This window comes from Microcoleus sp. Pol17C6, from assembly GCF_036701145.1.
Taxonomy (GTDB): domain Bacteria; phylum Cyanobacteriota; class Cyanobacteriia; order Cyanobacteriales; family Microcoleaceae; genus Microcoleus.
Genome location: NZ_JAUBQH010000002.1, coordinates 97,158 through 118,708, shown reverse-complemented (window position 1 = coordinate 118,708; position 21,551 = coordinate 97,158). Strand labels below are relative to the sequence as shown.

The following is a 21,551-nucleotide window of genomic DNA, read 5'->3' as shown; positions in this document are numbered from 1 at the left end:
TTGGCGGTCTCATAACTAATTGCTCATTTTAGCGGGAAATTCAATCATAAATTTTGTGCCTTTATTGACTTGACTTGTGCAGTTAATTGTGCCTTTTAGTTTTTGAGTAACAAGGTTATAAATAATGTGCAGTCCCAATCCTGTGCCTCCCTGACCTCTTTTGGTGGTAAAAAACGGTTCAAAAATTTTACTGAGATTTTCTGGGTCAATTCCTTTGCCGTTATCGGCATATTCAAATATTAGCCGATCGCCCTCTAGTTTGAAATCAAAAGCCAGAACTCCTTCGTCTTCTCCATCGTAGGCGTGAAGTAGGGAATTCAACACCAGATTTGTCACAATTTGACACACTACGCCGGGGTAACTGTCCACTACAATATTTTCATCACACTTAATCTCTATTTTGTGCTTAGTTCTTCTTAGTTTGGCTGTTAAGGATGTCAAAATTTCCTCTAGATAGTTTTTAACATTAAACCTGCGTTTTAACTCGCTAGACTGATCTACAGCTACTTCTTTAAAACTGTGAATCAAGTCTGCCGCCCGCGTGAGGTTAGATAAGATCATATTACTGCTTTGCACGGCGGTATCCAGAAACTTTTCTAATTCGGAACGTTTTATTTGGCCGTTACTGTAAACCTCAAAAAACTTTGTGGCTTTTTCAGCAAGCAGCGAGGCGGCGGTGATGCCGATGCCGATGGGAGTATTGATTTCGTGGGCAACACCTGCAACCAACCCGCCGAGGGCAGCCATTTTTTCCGACTCTACCAGTTTATTTTGAGCCGATTTTAAGTCTTCTAAAGTTTGGGAGAGCTCGGAGGTACGCTGCTGTACTAAATTTTCGAGATTGTGATTGAATTGGTGCAAATTGTCGTAAAGTTGGGCATTTTCGATGGAGATAGAAATTTGAGAAGACAGCAGTTTTAATATTTCTAACCTGTCTGGTGTAAAAGCGCCTGTAGTCAGATTGTTTTCTAAATATAGAATGCCAGTGAGTTGGCTTTGATTAATTAACGGAGTGCAAAGAATTGATTTAGGTTGAACAGCCATTATATAGGGTGTGCGAGTAAATTGTCCTTCGCGGGTCGCATCGTTTAAAACTATACTTTCCTGGGTGCGAGCGACGTAATTCACAACTGCAACTGCCAGCAAAGTTACTTCTCGATCCTCGCCTACAAAATCTATCGGAATTGATTGCATGACAGCAACGCGATCGACATCTACAGATCCTGATGCTTCAATCACCCATTGACCCTCTTTTTCTAGTATTAAAAAGCCTCTTTGCCCTCCGGCATTTTCAATAACAATTTTCATCATTTTTGCCAGCAGTTTGTCTAGAACTATTTCGCCGGCTAAGGTTTGCGATGCTTTAACTGCTGTGGTCAAGTCTAGCACGCCTGCAATGTCGTTCGTAGTGGAAGCGCTGCTGGTAGATTTGTGAGTTTCAATATTAGTTGAAATCGAGCTTGAAGTTAGCAAGTGCGAGTATTTTGATTCTAAATGCGATGCTTTGGCTATTGCTCCCCAGCGCTGATAGCAATAACGCGCTTCTGTCAAGTAAGTTTTAGAATTTTTTTCTCGTCCTATGGATAGATAAAAGGCTCCTGCTAATTCTGCTGCTAGTGCTTGTACCTGTATGTATCCGTTTTCTTGGGCTCCTTCAATTGCGCGATCGTAATATTCCATTGCTCTCACAACATTGCCCAAAACACGCGCTTTTTCTGCAGTAAGTAAGTCGCATTTGTGCTGAAGATTCATGGGTGCATAAAGGGCTTTTTGTTGGAGTTTTTTCCGGTTACTGACAGCGTAAAAAATATGCTCTTCTTGTTCCTCATTTGTGGCAGATGGATAGGCTGCTAGACGGGCGAGAGAATCGTAAAACTGGTATTCAGAAACATTGATAAAGCCTGCAACTCCGTCTAAATATACTTCGGCTTGCGCGGCATTTTCTAGCGCTGTAGCGGTATCTCCAAATAAATAGGCTAGTATTAATTTTTGCAAATAAAAGTGCTGTAGTCCCACCCTATCGTTAGCTTTCAACAGCAGCGACAACAATTTTTCTTCGCTGTATGCTTCACCTAACACAAGGTGTGGACTTTCCAATTTTCCCATCAATTGCAAAATAGTGTGCCGATAGATTTGATTCCAAGTCAATACAGTTTCTTGCTTGAGTTGAAACAGCAAATGGTTGTAACTTACCATTCTCCGTTCCAGTTGTGGCAATTCTTGACCGATGAAATACAAAGACTGACAAATATTTACGGCTGCATATCCAACACATTCTAAATCCCCATTTTCTAGCGCGCTTTGATAGGCGTCCTCTAATAGCGGCAAAGAGTCTTTAATGTGATGCTTGCCGTTCATCAAAATGAATGCTACTAAATTAAGCGTTTTGCTTTTGAATTCTAACGCATTTAATCTATCGCTCAAATTCAAAGCTAATTGACCGAAGCGATCGCCCGATTCAATATCTCTAACTATTCCTTTTAAAATTGCTCCGTAATTAGCATAACCGAAGGCAGAAAAAGTAGAATTTCCGTAATTAATAGATAAATTAACTTGCTCGCACACAATTAGCGGCAGCAGCACAGGTTCAACTATAAATGTAGCTGAAAACATACTGGAAAGAACGCGCATAGTTGCTAATTTATGCGGGTTTGTCATAATTGGCAAGTTAATTAAATCTTCTATTTTCTTTTCGGTTAAATAACCTGCCGTTTTAGCCAGTGCTTGCTGAATGTGGAGGGGAATCGGCGATTCGGGAAAGTTGATTCCTAACATTTTTAGTGCTTCCCGACCAATTTTTACCGATTCTTGGAGTTTGGTTTGCATCGCACAAGCTATGATTCTGATTTCAAAAACTTTGATTTTGTCTAGTTCATTTTTTGCGTGTTGCAGGACAATTATCGCCCATTTTTCCATTGGTTCAAAGTCGGTATTGAGGTAAGCAGCTTCTGCTGCTGACTCGTAGAGTGCCAGAGTTAAGTCGTAGTCAGTTTGCCAACTTTCGGGGGGCAGCAGTTCAATACCTGCGGTTAAATATTTGAGGGCAAGTTCGTAAGCTGCACTTGCTTTTGCTTTGCGGCCCGCAATTAAATTTAATTGGCATAATTGAAATTGTTCTAATTGGCTGCTAATGATTCCTTTGGCCGAATTTAGTTGGTTTACGGTATCAAAAATATGCTCTTCTAATTGCTCTGGCGGTGCATTTTGCAGTAAAAAATTGCCTATTTTAAGATGAATTTCTTGTTTCTGATAATCGGATATTAAAGCATAAGCTGCTTGCTGCACTCGCTCATGCAAAAATTTGTAAGTTGCGCTAGGAATATCAGACACTGGCAGGGAAAATTCATCGGTAAAATCTCTAGATATTGTGTCTGTTACTTCTGTGCTTGCTGCTAGTGCAATCGGAATTTTGTAGGCGTTATTCACGAGCAAAATCAGACCTGAATGAAGTGCATCTCCGAGGTCTGTTGCTGCGGACGCCAGAGGCTTTTCGGCGAGTGTTGAGAGAATTTTTAAATCAAATTTGTTCCCGATACAAGCGGCTAATTTAAGGAGTTCCTGGGTATTCTCTGAAAGTTTCTGAATGTTATCTATCATTAATTCTACAACATTGTCAGTTATTCCCATTTCTTGTATTTGTTCGATATCCCACTGCCACTCGCCTGTGACATGGCATTTTTTCACAATTTGCTCTGAGATTGGTTGCGCTAAGCCCGACAGGTTAGGTTCAGCTAGCTCGACCACATTATTCGAGGGTGAAAGTTTAAATTGAATCAAACTTTGTGAGTAAAGAAATTTTATTAATTGAGTTAAAAAGAATGGATTTCCAGCGGTTTTTTGCCAAAGCAATTCTGCTAAACTCAGGGATTTTTCGGGGGCGCAGTTCAAAGTATCGGCAACGAATTGGTTGACGCTGTTTATCTCTAAAGGCGAAAGGCCGATCGCCCTCACAGTCCCACCTGCTTTTTTAATTGCTTCGGCGGTCAGCATTAGGGGATGATTTGCATCTACTTCCTGCTCTCTATAAGCTCCAATTATTAATAAATATTGAGTTCCCAGGTCAGTTGCTAGCAGTTCTATTAACTTGAGAGATGCTGAATCGACCCACTGCAAGTCGTCTAGGAAAATTACTAGGGGATGTTCTTTTTGAGCAAAGACGCGGATGAAGTTTTGAAATACTAAATTAAAGCGGTTTTGAGATTCATTTGCTCCTAAATCTGGGACGGGGGGCTGCGGCCCGACAATCAGTTCTACTTCGGGAATAGCTTCAATAATTACTTGGCAGTTGCCGCCGATTGCTTTTAAAATTTTTTGTTTCCACACATGGATTTCTGCGGCATTTTCTGTGAAAATTTGTCGCAACAAATCTTGAAAAGCTTGGAGCAAAAAAGCGTAGGGAATATCGCGTTTAAATTCCTCAAACTTGCTGTCAATAAAATACCCGTTTTCCCGCCGACTCGGCTTGTAAACTTCATATACTAACGACGATTTGCCCACACCTGCGGCACCAGAAATCAGCACGATTTCTGTGTTGCCCCGCCTCATCCGCTGGAAGATACTGAGAAGCATATTAACTTCTACTTCTCGCCCGTAAAATTTTTGGGAAATTTGCAGGTGACTTGACTGATCTTGCTCGCCGAGGGTTATGTGGGAAATTTCGCCTGTAGTTTGCAGTTGAACGAGACAATTTTCCAAGTCGTACAAAAGTCCGAAAGCACTTTGATACCTGTCTTCGGCTGTTTTTGCTAATAGTTTTATGACGATATCGGAAACGACTTGAGGAATCTCCTTGGTTCCTAATTGATTGATTCTGCCTTCGATGCTTCTGCTTTGTACTTTTTGCTTTCTGTTTTCACAAGGAGAAACTGGCGTTTTGGCAAGATGGCAGTGTACTAATTCCATAGGATCGATCGCCTGAAAAGGCAATTCGCCACAAAGCATTTCATAAAAGGTGACTCCTAAAGAATAAAAATCGGTGCGGTAGTCGATCGCCCGATTCATGCGTCCCGTTTGTTCAGGAGACATATAGGCGAGAGTGCCTTCGAGTAAATGGGGATGGCTGGGGGCGGGGTTTTCGCCCGGTAGCAGGGAGGCGATCGCAAAATCAGCAATTTTGACATCTCCTGTCTCGATATTGACAATAATATTGCTGGGTTTAATATCTTTGTGGATAATGTGGTGCTCGTGGAGTTGCCCAATAGTTTCGGCTAGTTTGATGGCAATATGCAGAAATTGTTGTAACTCTAGCTGGTTGTTGCTGAGAAAGTCTTTTAGGGAAATCCCACCAAAATCTTCTAAAACTAAAACAGGAAAGTGATTGTATGTTTCTATTTTGTAAAGCTTGACTATTCCGGGCAAGCTCAAATTTTTCAGAATTTCGGATTCCTGCAGGAGTTGGGATATTTGCGCTGGGGTAGGGTATGTCGGGGTGAGAGTTTTGAGGATAACGGGTTTTTGTTCCTCAAGCTGCATCCCTCGATAAATAACTGTGTGAGGGTTTGTATAAAGTTCTTCGTCAATGCGGTATCCAGGGATAGAAATCATGATATTTGGGGATAATTTTAAATATCTGGTTATACAATTTTAAATGTTAGATTGGGAATGATTGATGCCATAAGATTTTGAATCAGACCTACAGTTACATTCTTTTTTACCACAAGTATTATTAAGTAAGTGGAAATACACATCGCCGATCGAGTGTGGTTTTTACGGCAGTAAACTGGCTACTATTATATAGCTGAGCTAAATCCATCCCTAAAGGGCCCCCCTAGATACTTTTTTTGTCGCTTATTTACTTATCTATATTTTAGTCTTCAAAAAATCAGAAGTCGCACTTTGCTATCCCGCCAGTGCCAAAATAAACGGGTGCGTGCAAATCAACAGCTAAAATCTAAAAAAATCATGCAGAATATAACTGCCTCAAATCCAGCTAATGCGACCGATCGCGCTTTTGGCACCGCAGACATTCAATTGCTGGTAGTGGATATAGACGGCACGATCGCAGGTTTGTCAAATACCATCCGAGAGCCAGTCAAGCAGGCAATTTTGGCTGCCGAGTCGCGGGGAGTGAAAGTGGCCGTCGCTACGGGCAGGATGTACCGCTCAGCTTTGCGTTTTCACCGCGACATCGGCTCAACATTGCCACTGATTTGCTACCAGGGCGCGTGGATTCAAGATCACGCTACTCAAAAACGGCTGCGGCACTTGCCGCTGTCGAAACAAACTGCTCTGCAACTGTTAGACCATTTTGAAGAACCGCATTTGCGACCGCTCCTTTCGATCCATTTCTACATTGAGGATCAACTTTACGTGCCGGAAATTACCGCAGCTACCCGAATTTATGCCGAACGATCGGGCATTGAACCAATCGTGATTAAAGATTTGCGGCGAGATCTTCCGGGGGAACCGACGAAAGTTTTGGCTTTGTGCGAGAATCCGGGGGTACTCGACGGCTTGCTCAGCAGTATGCGCCTGCGCTACACGCCTGCGGAGCTTTATTTGACTCGATCGGTTGCTACTTTTTTTGAAGCTACGCATCCTGTGGCGAATAAGGGAGATGCCGTGCAGTATTTAGCGGAGGAACTTTTGGGTTTGCAGGCGGCGAATGTGATGGCGATCGGCGACAATTTTAATGATGTAGAAATGATTGCCTACGCGGGTGTGGGCGTGGCAATGGGCAATGCTCCTGATGGCGTGAAGGCTGCTGCTGATTGGGTGGCGCCGGATGTGGAGGAAGATGGGGTGGCGGCTGCGATCGAACAATTTGTTTTGGGCGATCGTTGATATTTGTAGCACAAATACCGCAGGGGCCGGTTTAGCGACATTTGGAAAAAATGTATATCAACCCGCCCCGACCCAGCGACAATTTATTATTATATAACTCTCTAGTTTTGAGTTCTATGCAATCAAATTTTGATTATAAAAAAAATCCACAATTTCGGATTTTTCGAGATTAAGTCGAGTCAATTACTTTGTTTGCAACATCCGAATATTTATTTAACGAACCGCGAAGACGCTAAGAACGCAAAGGAAGAATTGAAGAAAGCGGGGCGGGCTTACGGATCTTCTGGATGTGAATTTATAGATAATTTAAAACTATTAAAAATGGGTTCCAACAGAAAGAGCACCGACGACTGGCCGTGTTTCGTCTCGGTGCTCTTACTGGTTCGCTCCTCACACGTCCATCAATATAGCTGACTCAGTAAATTGTGTCAATACTTTTGCCAAAAATTGTTTTTTGAGTCGGCTGCTGCCGGGGTGTCGGTGCGGTGGAGCGAGGCAAAACTCTTGCAATACAAGGGTTTGACTCGATCGCCCAAGGGTTGGATTCAGCAGAAAAATTTTACTTCACTTCCACCAGCCAGTCCAAAATCAGAGCGTTGACTTCACTCGGCCGCTCGTCGTGGGGACAGTGGCCTGTGTTGGGAATGGAAACAAATTTCACTGGTTTATCGTTGGCGGCCAATTCTTGATAAATCTGGCTGCCGGCGATCGGCGTCCAGGGGTCGTCTGCGCCCCAAAGTACCAATAACGGACGATCGAGTTTGGGCAGCAATTCTGACGGTTGAGGGCCGGCTGGGGCTGTGAGAATCGAGGCAAACACTTGTTGAGCTCCGGGTTCGCAGGAGGGGGCGTGGAGGAGTTCTACGAGTTCGTCAGTGATGGCTTCGCGGTTCCCGTAGACTTGGCGCAGGGTGTTGCGGATACGGTGTTTTTGGCGGATGTTGTTGAACATAAAGGGGCCGATCAGGGGCGATCGAACTAATTTAGTAAAAGTCCCCATCACTACTCGCAGCGGGAAATTTAGTTCGTCGGGCCGGTGGTTGAGCCCGCCAGCACAGTTGATTAAGACTGCGCCGGCTGATATTTCTAGATGGTTGGCGACTACCATCAAACTCAGCAAAGCGCCGATCGAATTCCCGACAAATACAGCCGGTTCCTGTACCAGATCCGCCCAGAAATCAGTCAGCAATTCTTCCCACAATTCCAGAGTGTAATCGAGGGCTGGTTTGGCGGAAGCACCGAATCCCAGCAAGTCCAGAGCAAATACGCGATAGCCGCCGGCCGCTAGTGGGGGGATATTTTGCCGCCAATGTCCGATCGAAGCCCCAAATCCGTGAATCAAGATCAGAGGGCGGCCGGTTCCTTGAACGGTATATTGGATTTTGTGACCTTTCCAAGTCCAAATTAGCTTTTCAAAACTCGTTGTAGATACTACCTGTTGTGCTGTCACGGTTCTTAATGTAAATTTTCGTTAACTTCTTTAATCATAGCAGCACAATCCCTCTAAGGGCGGCCTCGGAGCAACGCCCCACACGAACATTGAAATCTTGAGAAGGATGGAAGATATCAGATTAAATAAATAAACATACTTCCTTCTTTCTACCCCTTTTTCCTTCTTCCTTTTTCCGACTTCCATCGGACTGACATCCGTTACATCCGTTACATCCGTTACACAATCCGTTGCCGAACTTTCTTCTTCCTTATTCCTTCCCAATTCCCAATTTTTACTTTTTTCCTAGCAACCAATAAGTCATCATATCCCCCTTACCTTTTACCGGAATCAGACCTCGCCTCTCAAACAAATACTTATCTTTCAAAAGCTCATAAGTAACATCAGTAACTTGGATGCTGCCTGCAAAACCCGTAGCTTCCATCCTCGCCGCTACATTCACCGTATCTCCCCACAAATCATACGTAAACTTGCTCACACCAATCACTCCCGCAACCACCGGCCCGGAATTGATGCCGACGCGAATTGCCAGTTTTTCCCCTGTCTCGGCGCACAACTTTGCTATTTTTGCCTGCATTCCCAGGGCCATTTGGGCGATCGCCTCGGCGTGATCCTGTCTCGGCGTAGGCAAACCCCCGACTACCATGTAAGCATCGCCAATAGTCTTAATTTTCTCCACACCGTACTTTTCAGCTAACTGGTCGAAGTGGGAAAAAATTACGTTTAAGCGCTTTACCAACTCGGTGGGAGACATTCTAGCAGACAACTCAGTAAAGCCAACAATATCAGCAAATAAAACACTTACTTGGGCAAAACTGTCGGCAATTGTACTTTGCTCTGCCTTCAAGCGTTCTGCGATTGGTTTGGGTAAAATATTTAACAGCAACTTCTCGCTTTGTTCTTGTTGAACTTTTAGCGCTTCTTGTGCTAATTTGCGCTCGGTAATGTCAGAAACAGTACCCTCATAGTAAAGCAGCTCACCTTTTGAATCTCGAACAGCCCGAACATTTTCTGACACCCAAATCCGGCGCCCGTCTTTGCGACATACCATAGATTCAAACCCCGAAACGGCATTTTCAGCATCCATAGCAGCCACAAATTCGAGGCGGCGTTCCGGGTCAACGTACAGTTGCTGAGCAATATTTTTAATCTCGGACATCAGTTCTTCTGGGGATTCGTAACCGTACAATTTTGCCAAAGCTGGATTAGCGCTGATATAGCCTCCTGAAGGCGTGCTTTGAAAAATGCCTTCCATCGCATTTTCTACAATACTGTGATATTTTTCTTGAGCGATACGCAGCAATTCTTCTGCTTGTTTTCGCTGAATCAAAGAACCTAATTGAGTGCCGACTGCATTAAAAACGTCTATAAATCGCGCGTCTTTCCGACAAGACGAAATTTTAAAGAAAACTAGCACGGCTAATACTTCATCGCCTACCAAAATCGGCACGCCAAAACCCGCTTTGAATCCAAGTTCTACTGCTATTTGACTTCGGAGAAAATGGGGGTATCCCCGGGAAATATCTTCTACCCATTCCGGTTGCTTGGATGCCCAAACTCGTCCCGGTAGCCCTATATTCATGGCAAATGTCAGTTTTTCGCTTTGCCTGCGGAACGATTCCATCCTCGGGTTGCTTGCATACCAACCCCGGGCAGATTGCAGCACAGTTCCTTCTGCATCAGGAATCCAAGCTTCTCCTACATCCCATCCGATTGTTTCGCCAACATGGTGCAGAATTACTTCTAAAGCTGAGTGAAAGTCTACAGCTTCGCCGATCGCCCGCGTCGTTTCCAGCAAAAACCGGATTGATTCTTCAGCCCGCTGCCGTTCTGCGATTTCTTCCTGCAATCTAGAATTGCGATCGTGCAGTTCCCTAGCTTGCTGTTGCAGTTTGGATTGCAGCAAACGAAGGGAAAGTTGGTTTTGGACGCGGGCTAAAACTTCTTCTACTTGAAAAGGTTTAGTAATATAATCCACTCCTCCTACTTGAAAAGCTTTAACTTTTTCCAGCACGTCATCTAGCGCACTAATAAAAATTACCGGAATATCTTTAGTTTTTTCGCTTAACTTTAACTGCTCACAAACTTCATAACCGTTCATTTGCGGCATATTAATATCTAGTAAAATTAGATCTGGAGGAGATATTTGTGCCCCTTGCAAAGCCAAGTGTCCGTTAATAGCCTTCCTGACATGATACCCGTGAGATGTCAGCATAGTGGATAAAAGTCGCAAATTATCCGGCATATCGTCAACGATCAGAATGTCTTTAGGAGTCGCTGGTAATGGATGGTCGTTCATCATAATATAATTGAGTTAAATCGATAATGATATCTATCCGAAAATTATCGACTAAATCTGTTAAAGCGTTAGCGAGATTTGCCTCAGTTTCGGGAACTTCCTTGATCAGTTCGAGGATGCGGTTGTCGTCAACACAAAGTGCTGCTCGGTGCAACTCGACCACCCAGTCTGTGGGCATTACACTCAAATCCTCGGTGGTCAAACTTTTAAGCAGCGTCGGTGTTGAAAAAGAAGTAGATAAGTTTTCTTTCTCATAAATATAACGCAGGTTGAGGTGATGCGCTATCTTTTCAAAGAGTACCTCTTCCCGAAACGGTTTACAGATCAAATCGTTACAACCAGCAGACAAAATTATTTGCCGCTGCTCGTCAAAAGCACTAGCCGTCAAGGCAATAATTATTGTTTCTTTACCTTCGAGAGTTTTCTTAATCTCTCTTGTCGCTTCATACCCATCCATCACGGGCATCAGCATATCCATTAATATCAAGTGCGGCTTCCAAGTTGAATGCAAAGCAATTGCTTCTTGACCGTTAGTTGCTTCCCGGACTTCAAATCCCAGAGGTATCAGCAGCTTAAGCAGCAGTTGGCGATTTTCCGCTACATCTTCAACTATTAATATCCGATAAATGTCTTGTCCGGTTTCTAAACCAATAACTTGTTTAATCGGCGGTTTTTCTTGTTCATCACTTTCTGTTACTAAGTTAACCCAGATATTAAAGCTGAAAGTTGTGCCTTGACCGAGTTGACTTTTAACAGCAATATCACCTCCCATAATTCGGACAAACTGTTGGCTGATAGGCAATCCCAGACCAGTTCCCTGCATGGATTTTCGACCAGTTTCGGTTTGTACAAAGGGCTTAAATAATGTAGAAAGTTCCAAGGAAGAAATGCCGGGACCAGTGTCGGCTATTTCAAAATACAATTGGGATTTGTTTTCTTCTGTGGGGTCTTTTTCAGCTTGGCTGCTGACGCGCAAAGTAACGGTTCCCTGCTGAGTAAATTTAATCGCATTGCCGACCAGGTTAATTAAAACTTGCCGCAATTTAGCTTCGTCTGTTTGAATGTACTGCGGCAAATTTTCGGCATTTTCAAAGATGAGGTGCAAACCTTTGGAATTGGCTTTTAGTTGCAGCATTTCTTTGAGACTGTTGAGAAGGTTGTAGAGATTGAAGCGGCTGGGATTGATGGTAATTTGGCCTGCTTCTATTTTGGACATTGACAAAACATCATTGATGAGTTCTAGCAAATGTTCGCCGCTGCGGTTAATAATTTCTATGTATTCTTTTTGTTCTTCCGTGATAGAACTGTTGCGGGCCATGACTTGGGAAAAACCGAGAATGGCGTTGAGAGGTGTGCGGAGTTCGTGGCTCATGGAAGCTAGAAATTGGCTTTTGGCGCGGTTGGCAACTTCGGCGTTTTCTTTGGATTTAATCAGTTCCATGGACTGCCTTTGAGTGCGGGCAAGCAATTCCGCTTGCTGTAATGCTACTCCTAGCTGAGTACCTACATCAACTGCCACGTTGATTTCAGCTTCACTCCACTGGCGGGGAGCAGAATTTTGATAGGATGCTAGTAATCCCCAGAGCTTTTTGCCTGAAAAAATTGGTACAATAATGTAGGATTTAGCTTGAAATTTTTCTAGCAATTGGATGTAACAATTATCGAAACCTTGCTTGTAAATATCTGGGACACAAAGGTAAGTTTTACCTCGGCTGTAGGCTCCGCCTTGGGTTTGTTGCAAATAGGTATCGTGGACTTCTGGTGAGATACTATCTAATTTTTGTACGAGGCAAAGTTCGCTGTCTAAAGCGCCTTCAGTAAGGTTAGAATCGGTCTCCTGTGCTTGGATGAAAGAAACCCACTTGCGATCAAGGGATTCGGCTACAAATTCGCCACTCCAGTCTGGATTGAAACGGTAAATAGCGACTCGATCGCACTTCATGGTTTGGCGCAATTCTCGGGTTGTGGCGTGAAAAATTTCTCGGATATCTAAAGTTTGCCGCATTCTTTCAATGATGCGGGCGATCGCTCTTTGTCGTAAAGCACTTTCTTGCAGTTCGGTTTCTGCTTGCTTGCGTTCGGTAATATCTACAGCCATTAAAGCAATGCCGATCGCTGTACCGTTATCGTCAATTAGCTGAGTATTGTACCACTCGCAGATGATAATTCTGCCGTCTTTGGTCAGATTTTCGGAAGTGCCGCTGGATTTGGCATTCAATTCGTGATTGAAAATCTCAGATAATTGCGGGTGGTAGCTTTCAGGTACGATCAAATCGGAGGCGACTCGACCAATCGCTTCTTGCTCACTGTAGCCAAAAATAGCCACGGCTGCGGGATTCCAAGTGATAATTTCTAAATTGAGGTTTAACTCGATAACTGCGATAGGCGTTTGCTGCAATAAAAATGAGATTCTGTGTTGAGACGCTAGCAGTTTTTCTTGGGCTAATTTGCGGTCTGTGATGTCATTAGCAGTGCCGAGAATTTGTTTGGGTTTACCATCGGCTGTTCGGAGAAATACTGTATCCCAACTGTGCATCCACCGCCATTCACCGTTTTTGTGTTTCATTCGGTATTGACATTCAATGACATCACCGTCTTTGGCTTGATCTACTTTTTGGATGCTTTCAAAAAAGTTGGGCAAATCGTCGCAGTGGATCAGAATTGGCATCATTGCTGTACCCATATCTTGTATTTCTTGGGTGGTGTATCCGAGCATGGTCGAAATTTGTCGGTTGGTATAAACATTCCGCTGTTCAATTACATCGTAAACGTACAATAGGTTGGGATTGGAATCGGCGATCGCTTGAATGAAGTGTTGGCTTTCTCTGAGTGCGGATTCTGTTTGTTTGCGAACGCTAATATCTCGCGCCACGATAATCACTGAATCTGGAGTCAGCGGAGAAACTTTAGCATCGAGGCAAACGTCGCGCTCTCCGACTTTAAAGCTATATTCAACATTGATGGTTTGCTTCGTTTTTAGAGCTTGTTGGATGGCATTTAATACTAAATCGGCTATAGGTTTCGGCAAGACTTCGTGGGCGGTTTTATTAATCATTTCGCTTGGAGGTTTCACCAAATTTGTTGATGCTGTAGGGGCGATTTTGATGCAGCGGCCTTCTGCATCTCTCACTAAAACTGTGTCTGTCATGGCGGCAAAAATCGCCCGCAATTCTGTTTCAGATTCTTGCAAAGCTTGCTCGGCGCGGACGCGGGTGCGAATTTCTGCTTGCAGCACTTTATTTTGCCGATCGAGCTGCTGAATTCGGTTTTTTTCTCGCTCGATCAGTTTAGCTTGAGCGATAGCGAGCCCTACTTGAGCCGCCACAGCTTCTAATAAGTCGATTTCCTCGGAAGTCCATTCCCGGTAACGATCGCACTGGTGCAAACAGATAGCACCGTTTGCCCTGCCTTGGTAGGAAGTGCGAATTGCCAGCATCGATTTTAACCCAACCTTCTGGCAAATCGGTTGAACAGCTTGCAACAGAGGGTCTGAATAAACATTGTTGGAGGCGATCGCCAGATCTTGTATCATCATTTGTATGACGTGAGGATTGCCCCAAATTGGAACAGGTACGTTCCGAATAGATTCGCACTCCGGTTCGAGATACTCTGCAGCCAGAGGAATATTCACTTGGGGAGTAGTAACGTAAGTATGAATCAAACAGCGATTGACGCAGAATGCCAGACCGATTTGAGTTGCAGCTATTTGAAATATTTGTTCTGGCTGCAAGCTTGAGCGAATTTCTTGAGTTATTTTTGCAATCAGCAATTCTCGCTGAACTTGCCGTTCTAAAGCAGCTTTAGCTCCTGCCATTTCTATTTCTGCGTGCTTGCGCTCGCTGATATCAAAAAGTACGCCATACCAAACAATATCGCCATTATCGCGCATTTCGGGCCGAGAATTAGATTGCAGCCATTTGAGCTTACCCGACGGTGTAACAATCCGCCATTCACAGGCAAAAGGTTCTAAAGTTTGGGCGCTAGTAGCAATTTGTTTTACCAGATATTCGTGGTCATCTGGATGATTTTGCTCAAAGCAAAAGTCGGGATTTTTTAATATTTCCTCACTTTCTAATTCGTAAATCTCCCGACAAGCATAACTAATATATTCAAACTTAAAACTTCCATCGGGATTCTTGATAAATTGATAAAGAACTCCCGGTATATTGACTGCCAATTTCTGCAACCGTGCTTTGCTTTCCCGGAGTGATTGTTCTGTTCGCTTGCGAAATTCTACCTCTTGTTGCAGTTGGGCATTCTGCTGTTTTAATTGTTTTGATAGCTGTTGTATAGTCAATTGACTTTCAATCCGCACTAAAACTTCTTCCACTTGAAAAGGCTTAGTAATGTAGTCAACACCGCCGACTTCAAAAGCTTTGACTTTGTGAAAAGTTTCCTCAAAAACACTCAAAAAAATAACCGGAATTTCCCTCGTTTTCTCGTTGGATTTCAGTCTGGCACAGACTTCATATCCGTTCATTTTGGGCATGGCAATATCTAGCAAAATCAAGTCTGGGAGAACGGTTAAATTAGCATTAACCGCCATTTCTCCCGAAATAGCCCGCTGAACTTTATACCCTTCCTTGGTTAATATGTTTGATATAAACCGCAGGTTGTGGGGCTGATCGTCAATAATTAAAATGTGAATATTTTCTTTGTCAAATATCATTTTTTGTCGGTTCATTGTGAATTTTTTAGTGCTATAAGCAGATTTATGATTTAATAAATTTAGCGATTCCTTCCGATCATCATTATGTATTAAATTTTTTCAAACTCAGCCAATAGAACATTAACTTTAGATATTAGCCATCAACTAACGCACCTTCTATTTTTTAAACTTTTTGGTTGCTTGTCTTAAGTTTTCACTGAAATTAACCGTACTTAACCACATTTTATTGTCAAAACAAATCGCCTTATTTACTGGAGAAACTAAGTCTGCCGAAAAACAATCATCCCTTGGGCACTCCAGACCAAAGCAAGCGGTTTTTTTAACTTTCTTCAAGGGCTATGACAAAGTATTTTCGTTCAACCCGGTTGATGCGTCCAGGACAGTTTTTTGCTTGACTTTAGCATTAAAAGTCCCAGGAGGATAAGGCAAGTTTCTGGACATTCTGCTGCCACATTCAAAGGGTTTTAGCACAGATAAACACCTGGAAATAGCGCGAGGGGAAGAAACCGTTTTTTTTACTCTTTTCTCTGCAACAAAGTATGGCTGGGAAAAACCTCGGTTTTGACCCACCCGCCCCTCAGTCTTAAGATATTTATAGGTGACTCAGAGTATATAGCAATCAACCCCGCACCCAAAGCCTACCATATAAACTATTTTCTTGGTCTTTTCTATGCCAACAATTCCTTAAGTTTAGCAATATTTTCACTGCTCAAGTAAATTTTAATTTCTAGTTCTTGGTCAGATTCCCACAGCAGCAGCAGATTATCTTCGCCCAAGGCGATTTCGGGATTGTTTAATTCAAGTGTTTGATATTTAACTTCTGGAATTCCTACGCGAATTACCAGTTCCGCTTCCAACTGAGGATAGATGTACAATTGCTGTTGCAAGTTGTCAAGTTCTAATTTGTCAACAGTGTTGTTACGTTGGACAGGAGAATCGGGTTTGTACCAATAGAGAGTTTCCTCCCGAATTTCAGGATTGACTATCACAAATGTTTCGTCAAAACGCTGGGGGTGCCAGTGAATTTCGCTCAAACCGCCGATTTGCGGAATCAGTCGCTGTACCCAGCTAATTTCTTTGCCGTTGAGGTTTGTCCACCATTGACTAATATTATCGAGATTGTCAGCATTTTCGGGGTCGGTGCTGCCGGACTGCCAGACTGTTTTTAGTTGTTGCATATACAGGTTCTCCAGCGAATTTAGATTTGAGATTGCAGGCTTTCAATTGGAGATTCATTCGTTATACAATAATTTTAATGGACTTACCAATTATTTACCACGAAGATTACGTTGCACCTCTGCCACCGGAGCACCGCTTCCCGATGGCCAAGTTTCGGATGCTTTACCAGATGCTGCTCGCGGACGGGGTAGCAGATGAATCGCAATTTCACGCTCCCGAACTTCCCCCTCAAGAATGGATTGAATTAGTCCACGACCACTCCTATGTTCAAGCTTACTGCAACGGGACGCTCGATAACAAAGCTCAGCGGCGAATTGGTCTGCCTTGGAGTCGGGCTCTGGCTAATCGCACTTGCACTGCGGTTGCAGGAACTGTACTAACTGCCAAGCTAGCTTTAGACTACGGTTTGGCTTGCAATACTGCGGGCGGAACTCATCACGCCTTCCCGGCATTTGGGTCTGGTTTTTGTATTTTTAATGATTTGGCGATCGCCTCTCGCGTATTGCAAAAAAATGGTTTAGTTCGCAAAGTTTTAATTGTCGATTTAGATGTCCACCAAGGAGACGGAACCGCCGTAATATTCCAAGATGACAGTAGCGTTTTTACTTTCTCGATGCACTGCGAAGTCAATTTTCCCGGCACTAAACAAAAGGGCGATTTAGATGTACCTTTGCCTGTGGGTATGGAGGACGACGAATATTTACAAACATTGGATAAATTTTTACCAGATTTGCTGTCAAATGTCAAGCCAGATTTAGTTTTGTACGATGCTGGAGTAGACCCTCATCACGCTGACAAACTGGGAAAATTAGCTTTAACTGATACGGGGTTATTTCGCCGGGAAATGCAAGTTTTGACCGCCTGTTTGGCTGGCGGGTATCCCGTTGCCTGCGTGATTGGCGGGGGCTATTCCGATGACGCTAAGGGGTTAGTTTACCGGCATTCACTGCTGCACCGAGCCGCCAGTCAAGCCTACAGGCAGTATCGACTTTGATCCAGAGCGGCGATACTTCGGAAATACGGCCGAAAAAACAGTCTCCCTCACCGAAACAAATAAAAATACTATTAGCGATCGCTCCAGCTTGCCAGATGGGTACAACTTGAGCTAAAAAGTTGTTAAACAAACAACGGTACTTATGTCGAAGGCCAGCGAGTCCAATCACCCCTATCCACTGCTGGTTGTCATTGTTAACTACCGAACCTCTAGTTTGACAATTGACTGCTTGCGCTCTCTAGTTAGCGAAGTTCAATCGCTGCCTGGTATGCGAGTTGTAGTTGGCGACAATGCTTCAGGCGATCGCTCCGTCGAAGAAATTAGTAGTGCGATCGCCTCAGAAGGCTGGAATGAATGGGCATCCTTCGTTCCCCTAGACCGCAACGGCGGATTTGCCTTCGGCAACAACGCCCTGATCCGTCCCGCCCTCCAATCCACCAATCCCCCCCCTTACTTCCTGCTGCTCAACCCAGACACCATTGTTCGCCCCGGTGCCTTAAAAGCCCTCGTCGATTTCATGGACTCCCACCCCGAAGCCGGCATCGCAGGCAGCCGCTTGGAAGACCCCGACGGCACGCCCCAGGAGTCAGCTTTTCGGTTTCACAACATCTTGACGGAACTCGATTTTGGTTGGCGGACAGGCTTTATATCCAAGTTATTAGCCAACTGGGCCGCAGCGCCTCCCATTTCCCAAGAAACCTGTCAAACTGATTGGGTAGCTGGAGCCAGCATGATCGTCCGTCGCGAAGTATTTGAAAAAATTGGCTTGATGGATGAAGCTTATTTCATGTACTGCGAAGAAATGGACTTTTGTCTGCAAGCGAACAAAGCTGGCTGGAGTTGCTGGTACGTACCTGAAAGTCGCGTTGTACACTTAGTCGGCCAAAGCTCAGGCGTCACTGACACCAAAAAGCCCGCCAAGCGGCTGCCTACCTATTGGTTTGATTCCCGGCGTAGGTACTTTGTCAAAAACTACGGCTTGGTTTACACAGCATTAACTGATATATCCTGGGCTTCGGGTTTTGCAGCCTGGAGGGTGCGCCGCGTACTTCAAGGCAAACCCGATGGCGATCCACCACAATTACTGAGGGATTTTGTATTCAATAGTGTATTTTTTAAGGGGGGTAAGATTGAAAAATCCAAAAACTTTTAAAGGAAGTTGGTAAATCGGTCAAAGCCAACTAAACGAGGTTAACCTAGGCAAGCAAAATATTTTATGATGCAGCCGAGAAATTAGTAGTCTCGGTCGAAAAAACCGGATTGCTCCTTCCTCAAAAACCTGATAGACCCATTAATATCGTCGGGATCTAGCAAGAGAGTAAACAATAAATAGTGTGAATTAGAGCTTATGGTAACTGAGCAAAACTTAATCACCAGTGAAAATCAAGTAGAAGACCCCGGCCTGGGACTGTGGCAGCAAATTAAAGAAGACTGGATTGCTCATGGTCGAGATTGGACAAAACCGGGATTTCGCGCCGTAGCAGTGCAGCGTTTTGGCGTCTGGAGAATGCAGGTAGAACCGAAATTACTGCGAGCTCCTTTGAGCATTATTTATCGAGCACTCTACCGAAAAGTCCGCAATAGTTACGGGATAGACTTGCCTTACACTGTGAAGCTCGGTCGTCGCGTGGTGATTGAACATCAAAACGCTATTATTATTCACGGATATTGTACGATCGGCGACGACTGCATTATCCGCCAAGGCGTAACCCTGGGAAACCGCTATTTGGACAAACCGCTAGAATCCCCTCAATTGGGCGATCGGGTTAACGTCGGCGCTGGTGCAAAAATCCTTGGAAAAGTAAACTTGGGAGACGACGTAAATATCGGTGCCAATGCTGTAGTTTTATCAGACATTCCAGCCGGTCAAACTGCTGTTGGTATTCCTGCCAAGATTCTTCAATCTAGGAAAAACCAGGAAAATGCTTAGATCAACATTGCAAAAAATTATCCGCCATCTTGCCATGCGTTATGGCAAGTTCCGTGCCCTTTACGTCCAATTATGTAACCTCTGTGCCAAAGAATACACAGAATTTCTCCGCCCCCACGGCAACTTGTACGCGATCGGCGAAAATTGCAGCATCTGGCCCAATACCGTCTTTGGAGAGCCCGCCTACGTCTGCATCGGCAACAATGTTCACTTCTCATATGGTACCCTCCTGGGCCACGATGGCTCGATCGCCATGCTGGACCAGGCTTACAACGTTAAAGTAGATGCCGTAGGCAAGATAGACATCCGGGACAACGTATTTATCGGCTTAAATGCGATCGTCCTTCGCAACGTCACTATCGGCTCAAATGCGATCGTCGCCGCCGGTGCCGTCGTCACCAAAGATGTCGCCGAGGGCGATATAGTCGCCGGCGTCCCCGCCAGACCGATAGGCCGCCTCGAAGACTTAGTGAAAAAATTGCAAGCCGAAACTCAAAGCCTGCCATGGGTCGATTTGATTAACAGCCGCGAGGGCAGTTTCGACCCCGAAATTGAACCCGAGCTCGTAAAGTTACGAGTGTCCCACTTCTACGGCAACACATCCACTCCAACTGTGGCCCAATTCCAGCAATCTCCCTACCCAAGTTAGAGATTCTTCTTAAGGTAAATTGCACTATAGCAATCCTTGCAGGAGTCGTAAATTTTTTACTCCACCCCAACCCTCCCCTTACCAAGGAGAGGGAGTAAGAATTCACAAATGATTTAGGATTGCTATAATAGGCACAATTGTCTATATCATTAAAACACTGCACAAACAATGGTTGAGTCAATCACTAAGCCAATCATTTCTGCTACAGAAGCAGACTGGAGCCGCGAAAAATCTAGCAAGTGGTGGGAACCCAGTTGCCAACTGCTCAAATCTATCCGCAACTATCAAAAGTGGCAGAAGCAGGGTGGAATTGCGGGATATATTTTATGCCGTTGGAACGTTATCCAGCATCGATTTTGGAGCGTGGTAACTGCAACAGACATCCCTTTAAACTGCCAAATACAAGGAGGACTGGTGCTGCCTCATCCTAATGGCATTGTCATTCATCCCAATGCTTCCATTGGCCCTAACTGTCTGATTCTTCAACAGGTGACAATTGTTGCGGATGTCAAAATCGGCGGTCACGTCGATATCGGTGCAGGAGCAAAAATTATTCGCTCCGTAACGATCGGCGATCATGCTTTGATTGGTGCTAATGCTGTGGTGATTTGTGACGTGCCACCAGGTACAACCGCAGTCGGAATTCCCGCCAAAATAATAGAAAAAAAGACCCCTAAAGTATAATAAAAATTATAGAAATTGCAGAAAAAACAGCAACTTAGCTCGACTTTTATTAAATTACAAGAAATACTCAGGACTTGAACTCAAGTAGTAAAAATTGAAAAAAAGTGGATTGGTGGCCAACAGCTAAAATGTGGGATTTAAAAATTGGTAGTCATGCACAGTAATGATATCGTTTTCTTAGGCACTAATTATAGTGATGTACAAAGTTAAAAATTTCCCCAATATGGTGCAAGCAGTTTTTTTGAGAAAGACAAGGTTTTACGAACCAAACGAGAAATTCGCTGCTGTAAAGTATTATTAAGTCTTTCAATATAACTGGTTTTTCCCAATTCTTTACCTACAAGTAAATGTCTTTTAAAAGGTAGCACTTCTGAATAACAATCCCAAAAATCAGTATAGCAAACAGCACATTGTCTATAGACCAGAGGTGAAGAAGATGTTTTAAAAATCTGGGAAGGTATAATTTAGCCCTTCTGATTGGGCTTAACTGAGACGATAAATCAAGGTTTCAGCTCATACTTAGATGCTTCTTTGTGCCAACTATGAAGTCAAACGACCCTTTTAAAACATCCTCAAAGATTGCCAGAGCATTTGGAGCAGATTTTTTTGAACTGTCTCCAATATAAAGTCCAACAATTTCACGGGTATTTTAGATCTAAAGCTATCCAGAGGCATTGCTTTTTCCGCTGGTTTTTGACAAATGACCACATTTTATCTAGCTGTAAAGTCAACTGACCTTTAGGTTTTTTAATCACCAAAATTCATTGGAAAATTTCGGTCTACTTTTTATTTACATAATGCTGAATCCATCGAATGGATACCCCCGTAGCTCTAGCAATTCCGGCTTAAAAAATATTTTCTAAAATCCGTCGCTCAATTAAGGCTTTAGTAAGAAGGTGAAATCTGCTTATATT

Annotated in this window: 12 protein-coding genes and 1 pseudogene; 6 read left to right on the top strand and 7 right to left on the bottom strand. The window is 43.8% G+C overall.

The genetic code is table 11. The features are described from left to right. Positions 1-15: 15 nt before the first annotated feature. Complete coding sequence (locus tag QUA25_RS01685) at positions 16-5,544, bottom strand: ATP-binding sensor histidine kinase (RefSeq protein ID WP_333035075.1); 5,529 nt, start codon at positions 5,542-5,544, stop codon at positions 16-18. 357 nt (positions 5,545-5,901) lie between these two features. Here QUA25_RS01685 and QUA25_RS01680 point away from each other — a divergent pair, with 357 nt between their 5' ends. Next, entirely contained in the window at positions 5,902-6,783 is an 882-nt protein-coding gene (locus QUA25_RS01680) for a Cof-type HAD-IIB family hydrolase (RefSeq protein ID WP_333035073.1), read from the top strand. Positions 6,784-7,342: 559 nt separating this feature from the next. Here the strand turns inward: QUA25_RS01680 and QUA25_RS01675 are convergent. The 5 genes from QUA25_RS01675 to QUA25_RS01655 all read right to left on the bottom strand — a co-directional run bounded on the left by QUA25_RS01675 (position 7,343) and on the right by QUA25_RS01655 (position 16,379). Beyond that, the gene (locus QUA25_RS01675) at positions 7,343-8,233 is read right to left on the bottom strand and encodes an alpha/beta fold hydrolase (RefSeq protein ID WP_333035071.1); all 891 of its coding nucleotides are present in this window, start codon (positions 8,231-8,233) and stop codon (positions 7,343-7,345) included. Positions 8,234-8,263: 30 nt separating this feature from the next. Further along, a complete protein-coding gene (locus QUA25_RS01670; RefSeq protein WP_333035070.1) occupies positions 8,264-8,497 on the bottom strand; it encodes a hypothetical protein in 234 nt (77 codons plus the stop codon). 10 nt (positions 8,498-8,507) lie between these two features. Next, positions 8,508-10,535 carry an adenylate/guanylate cyclase domain-containing protein gene (locus QUA25_RS01665; RefSeq protein WP_333035068.1) on the bottom strand — a complete coding sequence of 676 codons (2,028 nt, stop codon included), beginning with the start codon at positions 10,533-10,535 and terminating at the stop codon, positions 8,508-8,510. After that, positions 10,501-15,216, bottom strand: a complete 4,716-nt coding sequence (locus QUA25_RS01660; protein WP_333035066.1) for a response regulator — start codon at positions 15,214-15,216, stop codon at positions 10,501-10,503. The genes QUA25_RS01665 and QUA25_RS01660 overlap by 35 nt, the downstream gene beginning before the upstream one ends. Before the next feature lie 653 nt (positions 15,217-15,869). Next, positions 15,870-16,379 carry a hypothetical protein gene (locus QUA25_RS01655; protein ID WP_333035064.1) on the bottom strand — a complete coding sequence of 170 codons (510 nt, stop codon included), beginning with the start codon at positions 16,377-16,379 and terminating at the stop codon, positions 15,870-15,872. A 77-nt stretch (positions 16,380-16,456) separates the two neighbouring features. Here QUA25_RS01655 and QUA25_RS01650 point away from each other — a divergent pair, with 77 nt between their 5' ends. From QUA25_RS01650 to QUA25_RS01630, 5 genes are all read left to right on the top strand, one after another. Then, positions 16,457-17,374 (top strand): histone deacetylase, encoded by a 918-nt coding sequence (locus QUA25_RS01650; protein WP_333035062.1) that lies wholly within the window; start codon positions 16,457-16,459, stop codon positions 17,372-17,374. Positions 17,375-17,516: 142 nt separating this feature from the next. Further along, positions 17,517-18,527: a glycosyltransferase family 2 protein gene (locus QUA25_RS01645; protein WP_333035060.1), complete on the top strand. Its 1,011-nt coding sequence runs from the start codon at positions 17,517-17,519 to the stop codon at positions 18,525-18,527. A gap of 195 nt (positions 18,528-18,722) precedes the next feature. Continuing rightward, complete coding sequence (locus QUA25_RS01640) at positions 18,723-19,304, top strand: serine acetyltransferase (protein ID WP_333035058.1); 582 nt, start codon at positions 18,723-18,725, stop codon at positions 19,302-19,304. After that, positions 19,297-19,953 carry an acyltransferase gene (locus QUA25_RS01635; protein WP_333035056.1) on the top strand — a complete coding sequence of 219 codons (657 nt, stop codon included), beginning with the start codon at positions 19,297-19,299 and terminating at the stop codon, positions 19,951-19,953. Before QUA25_RS01640 ends, QUA25_RS01635 begins: the two co-directional genes overlap by 8 nt. 168 nt (positions 19,954-20,121) lie before the next feature. Beyond that, positions 20,122-20,637, top strand: coding sequence for a serine acetyltransferase (locus QUA25_RS01630; RefSeq protein ID WP_333035054.1), 516 nt, complete (start codon positions 20,122-20,124; stop codon positions 20,635-20,637). Positions 20,638-20,821: 184 nt separating this feature from the next. Here QUA25_RS01630 and QUA25_RS01625 read toward each other — a convergent pair. Beyond that, positions 20,822-21,071 (bottom strand): annotated as a pseudogene (locus QUA25_RS01625) (IS1 family transposase); the annotation flags it as partial. Positions 21,072-21,551: the final 480 nt, after the last annotated feature.

Excerpts from the sequence above, each read along its gene's own strand:
- QUA25_RS01660 (WP_333035066.1), bottom strand. The coding sequence starts at position 15,216 with ATGAACCGACAAAAAATGATATTTGACAAAGAAAATATTCACATTTTA.
- QUA25_RS01685 (WP_333035075.1), bottom strand. The coding sequence starts at position 5,544 with ATGATTTCTATCCCTGGATACCGCATTGACGAAGAACTTTATACAAAC.
- QUA25_RS01645 (WP_333035060.1), top strand. The coding sequence starts at position 17,517 with ATGTCGAAGGCCAGCGAGTCCAATCACCCCTATCCACTGCTGGTTGTC.
- QUA25_RS01665 (WP_333035068.1), bottom strand. The coding sequence starts at position 10,535 with ATGATGAACGACCATCCATTACCAGCGACTCCTAAAGACATTCTGATC.
- QUA25_RS01635 (WP_333035056.1), top strand. The coding sequence starts at position 19,297 with ATGCTTAGATCAACATTGCAAAAAATTATCCGCCATCTTGCCATGCGT.
- QUA25_RS01640 (WP_333035058.1), top strand. The coding sequence starts at position 18,723 with ATGGTAACTGAGCAAAACTTAATCACCAGTGAAAATCAAGTAGAAGAC.
- QUA25_RS01655 (WP_333035064.1), bottom strand. The coding sequence starts at position 16,379 with ATGCAACAACTAAAAACAGTCTGGCAGTCCGGCAGCACCGACCCCGAA.
- QUA25_RS01630 (WP_333035054.1), top strand. The coding sequence starts at position 20,122 with ATGGTTGAGTCAATCACTAAGCCAATCATTTCTGCTACAGAAGCAGAC.
- QUA25_RS01650 (WP_333035062.1), top strand. The coding sequence starts at position 16,457 with ATGGACTTACCAATTATTTACCACGAAGATTACGTTGCACCTCTGCCA.
- QUA25_RS01680 (WP_333035073.1), top strand. The coding sequence starts at position 5,902 with ATGCAGAATATAACTGCCTCAAATCCAGCTAATGCGACCGATCGCGCT.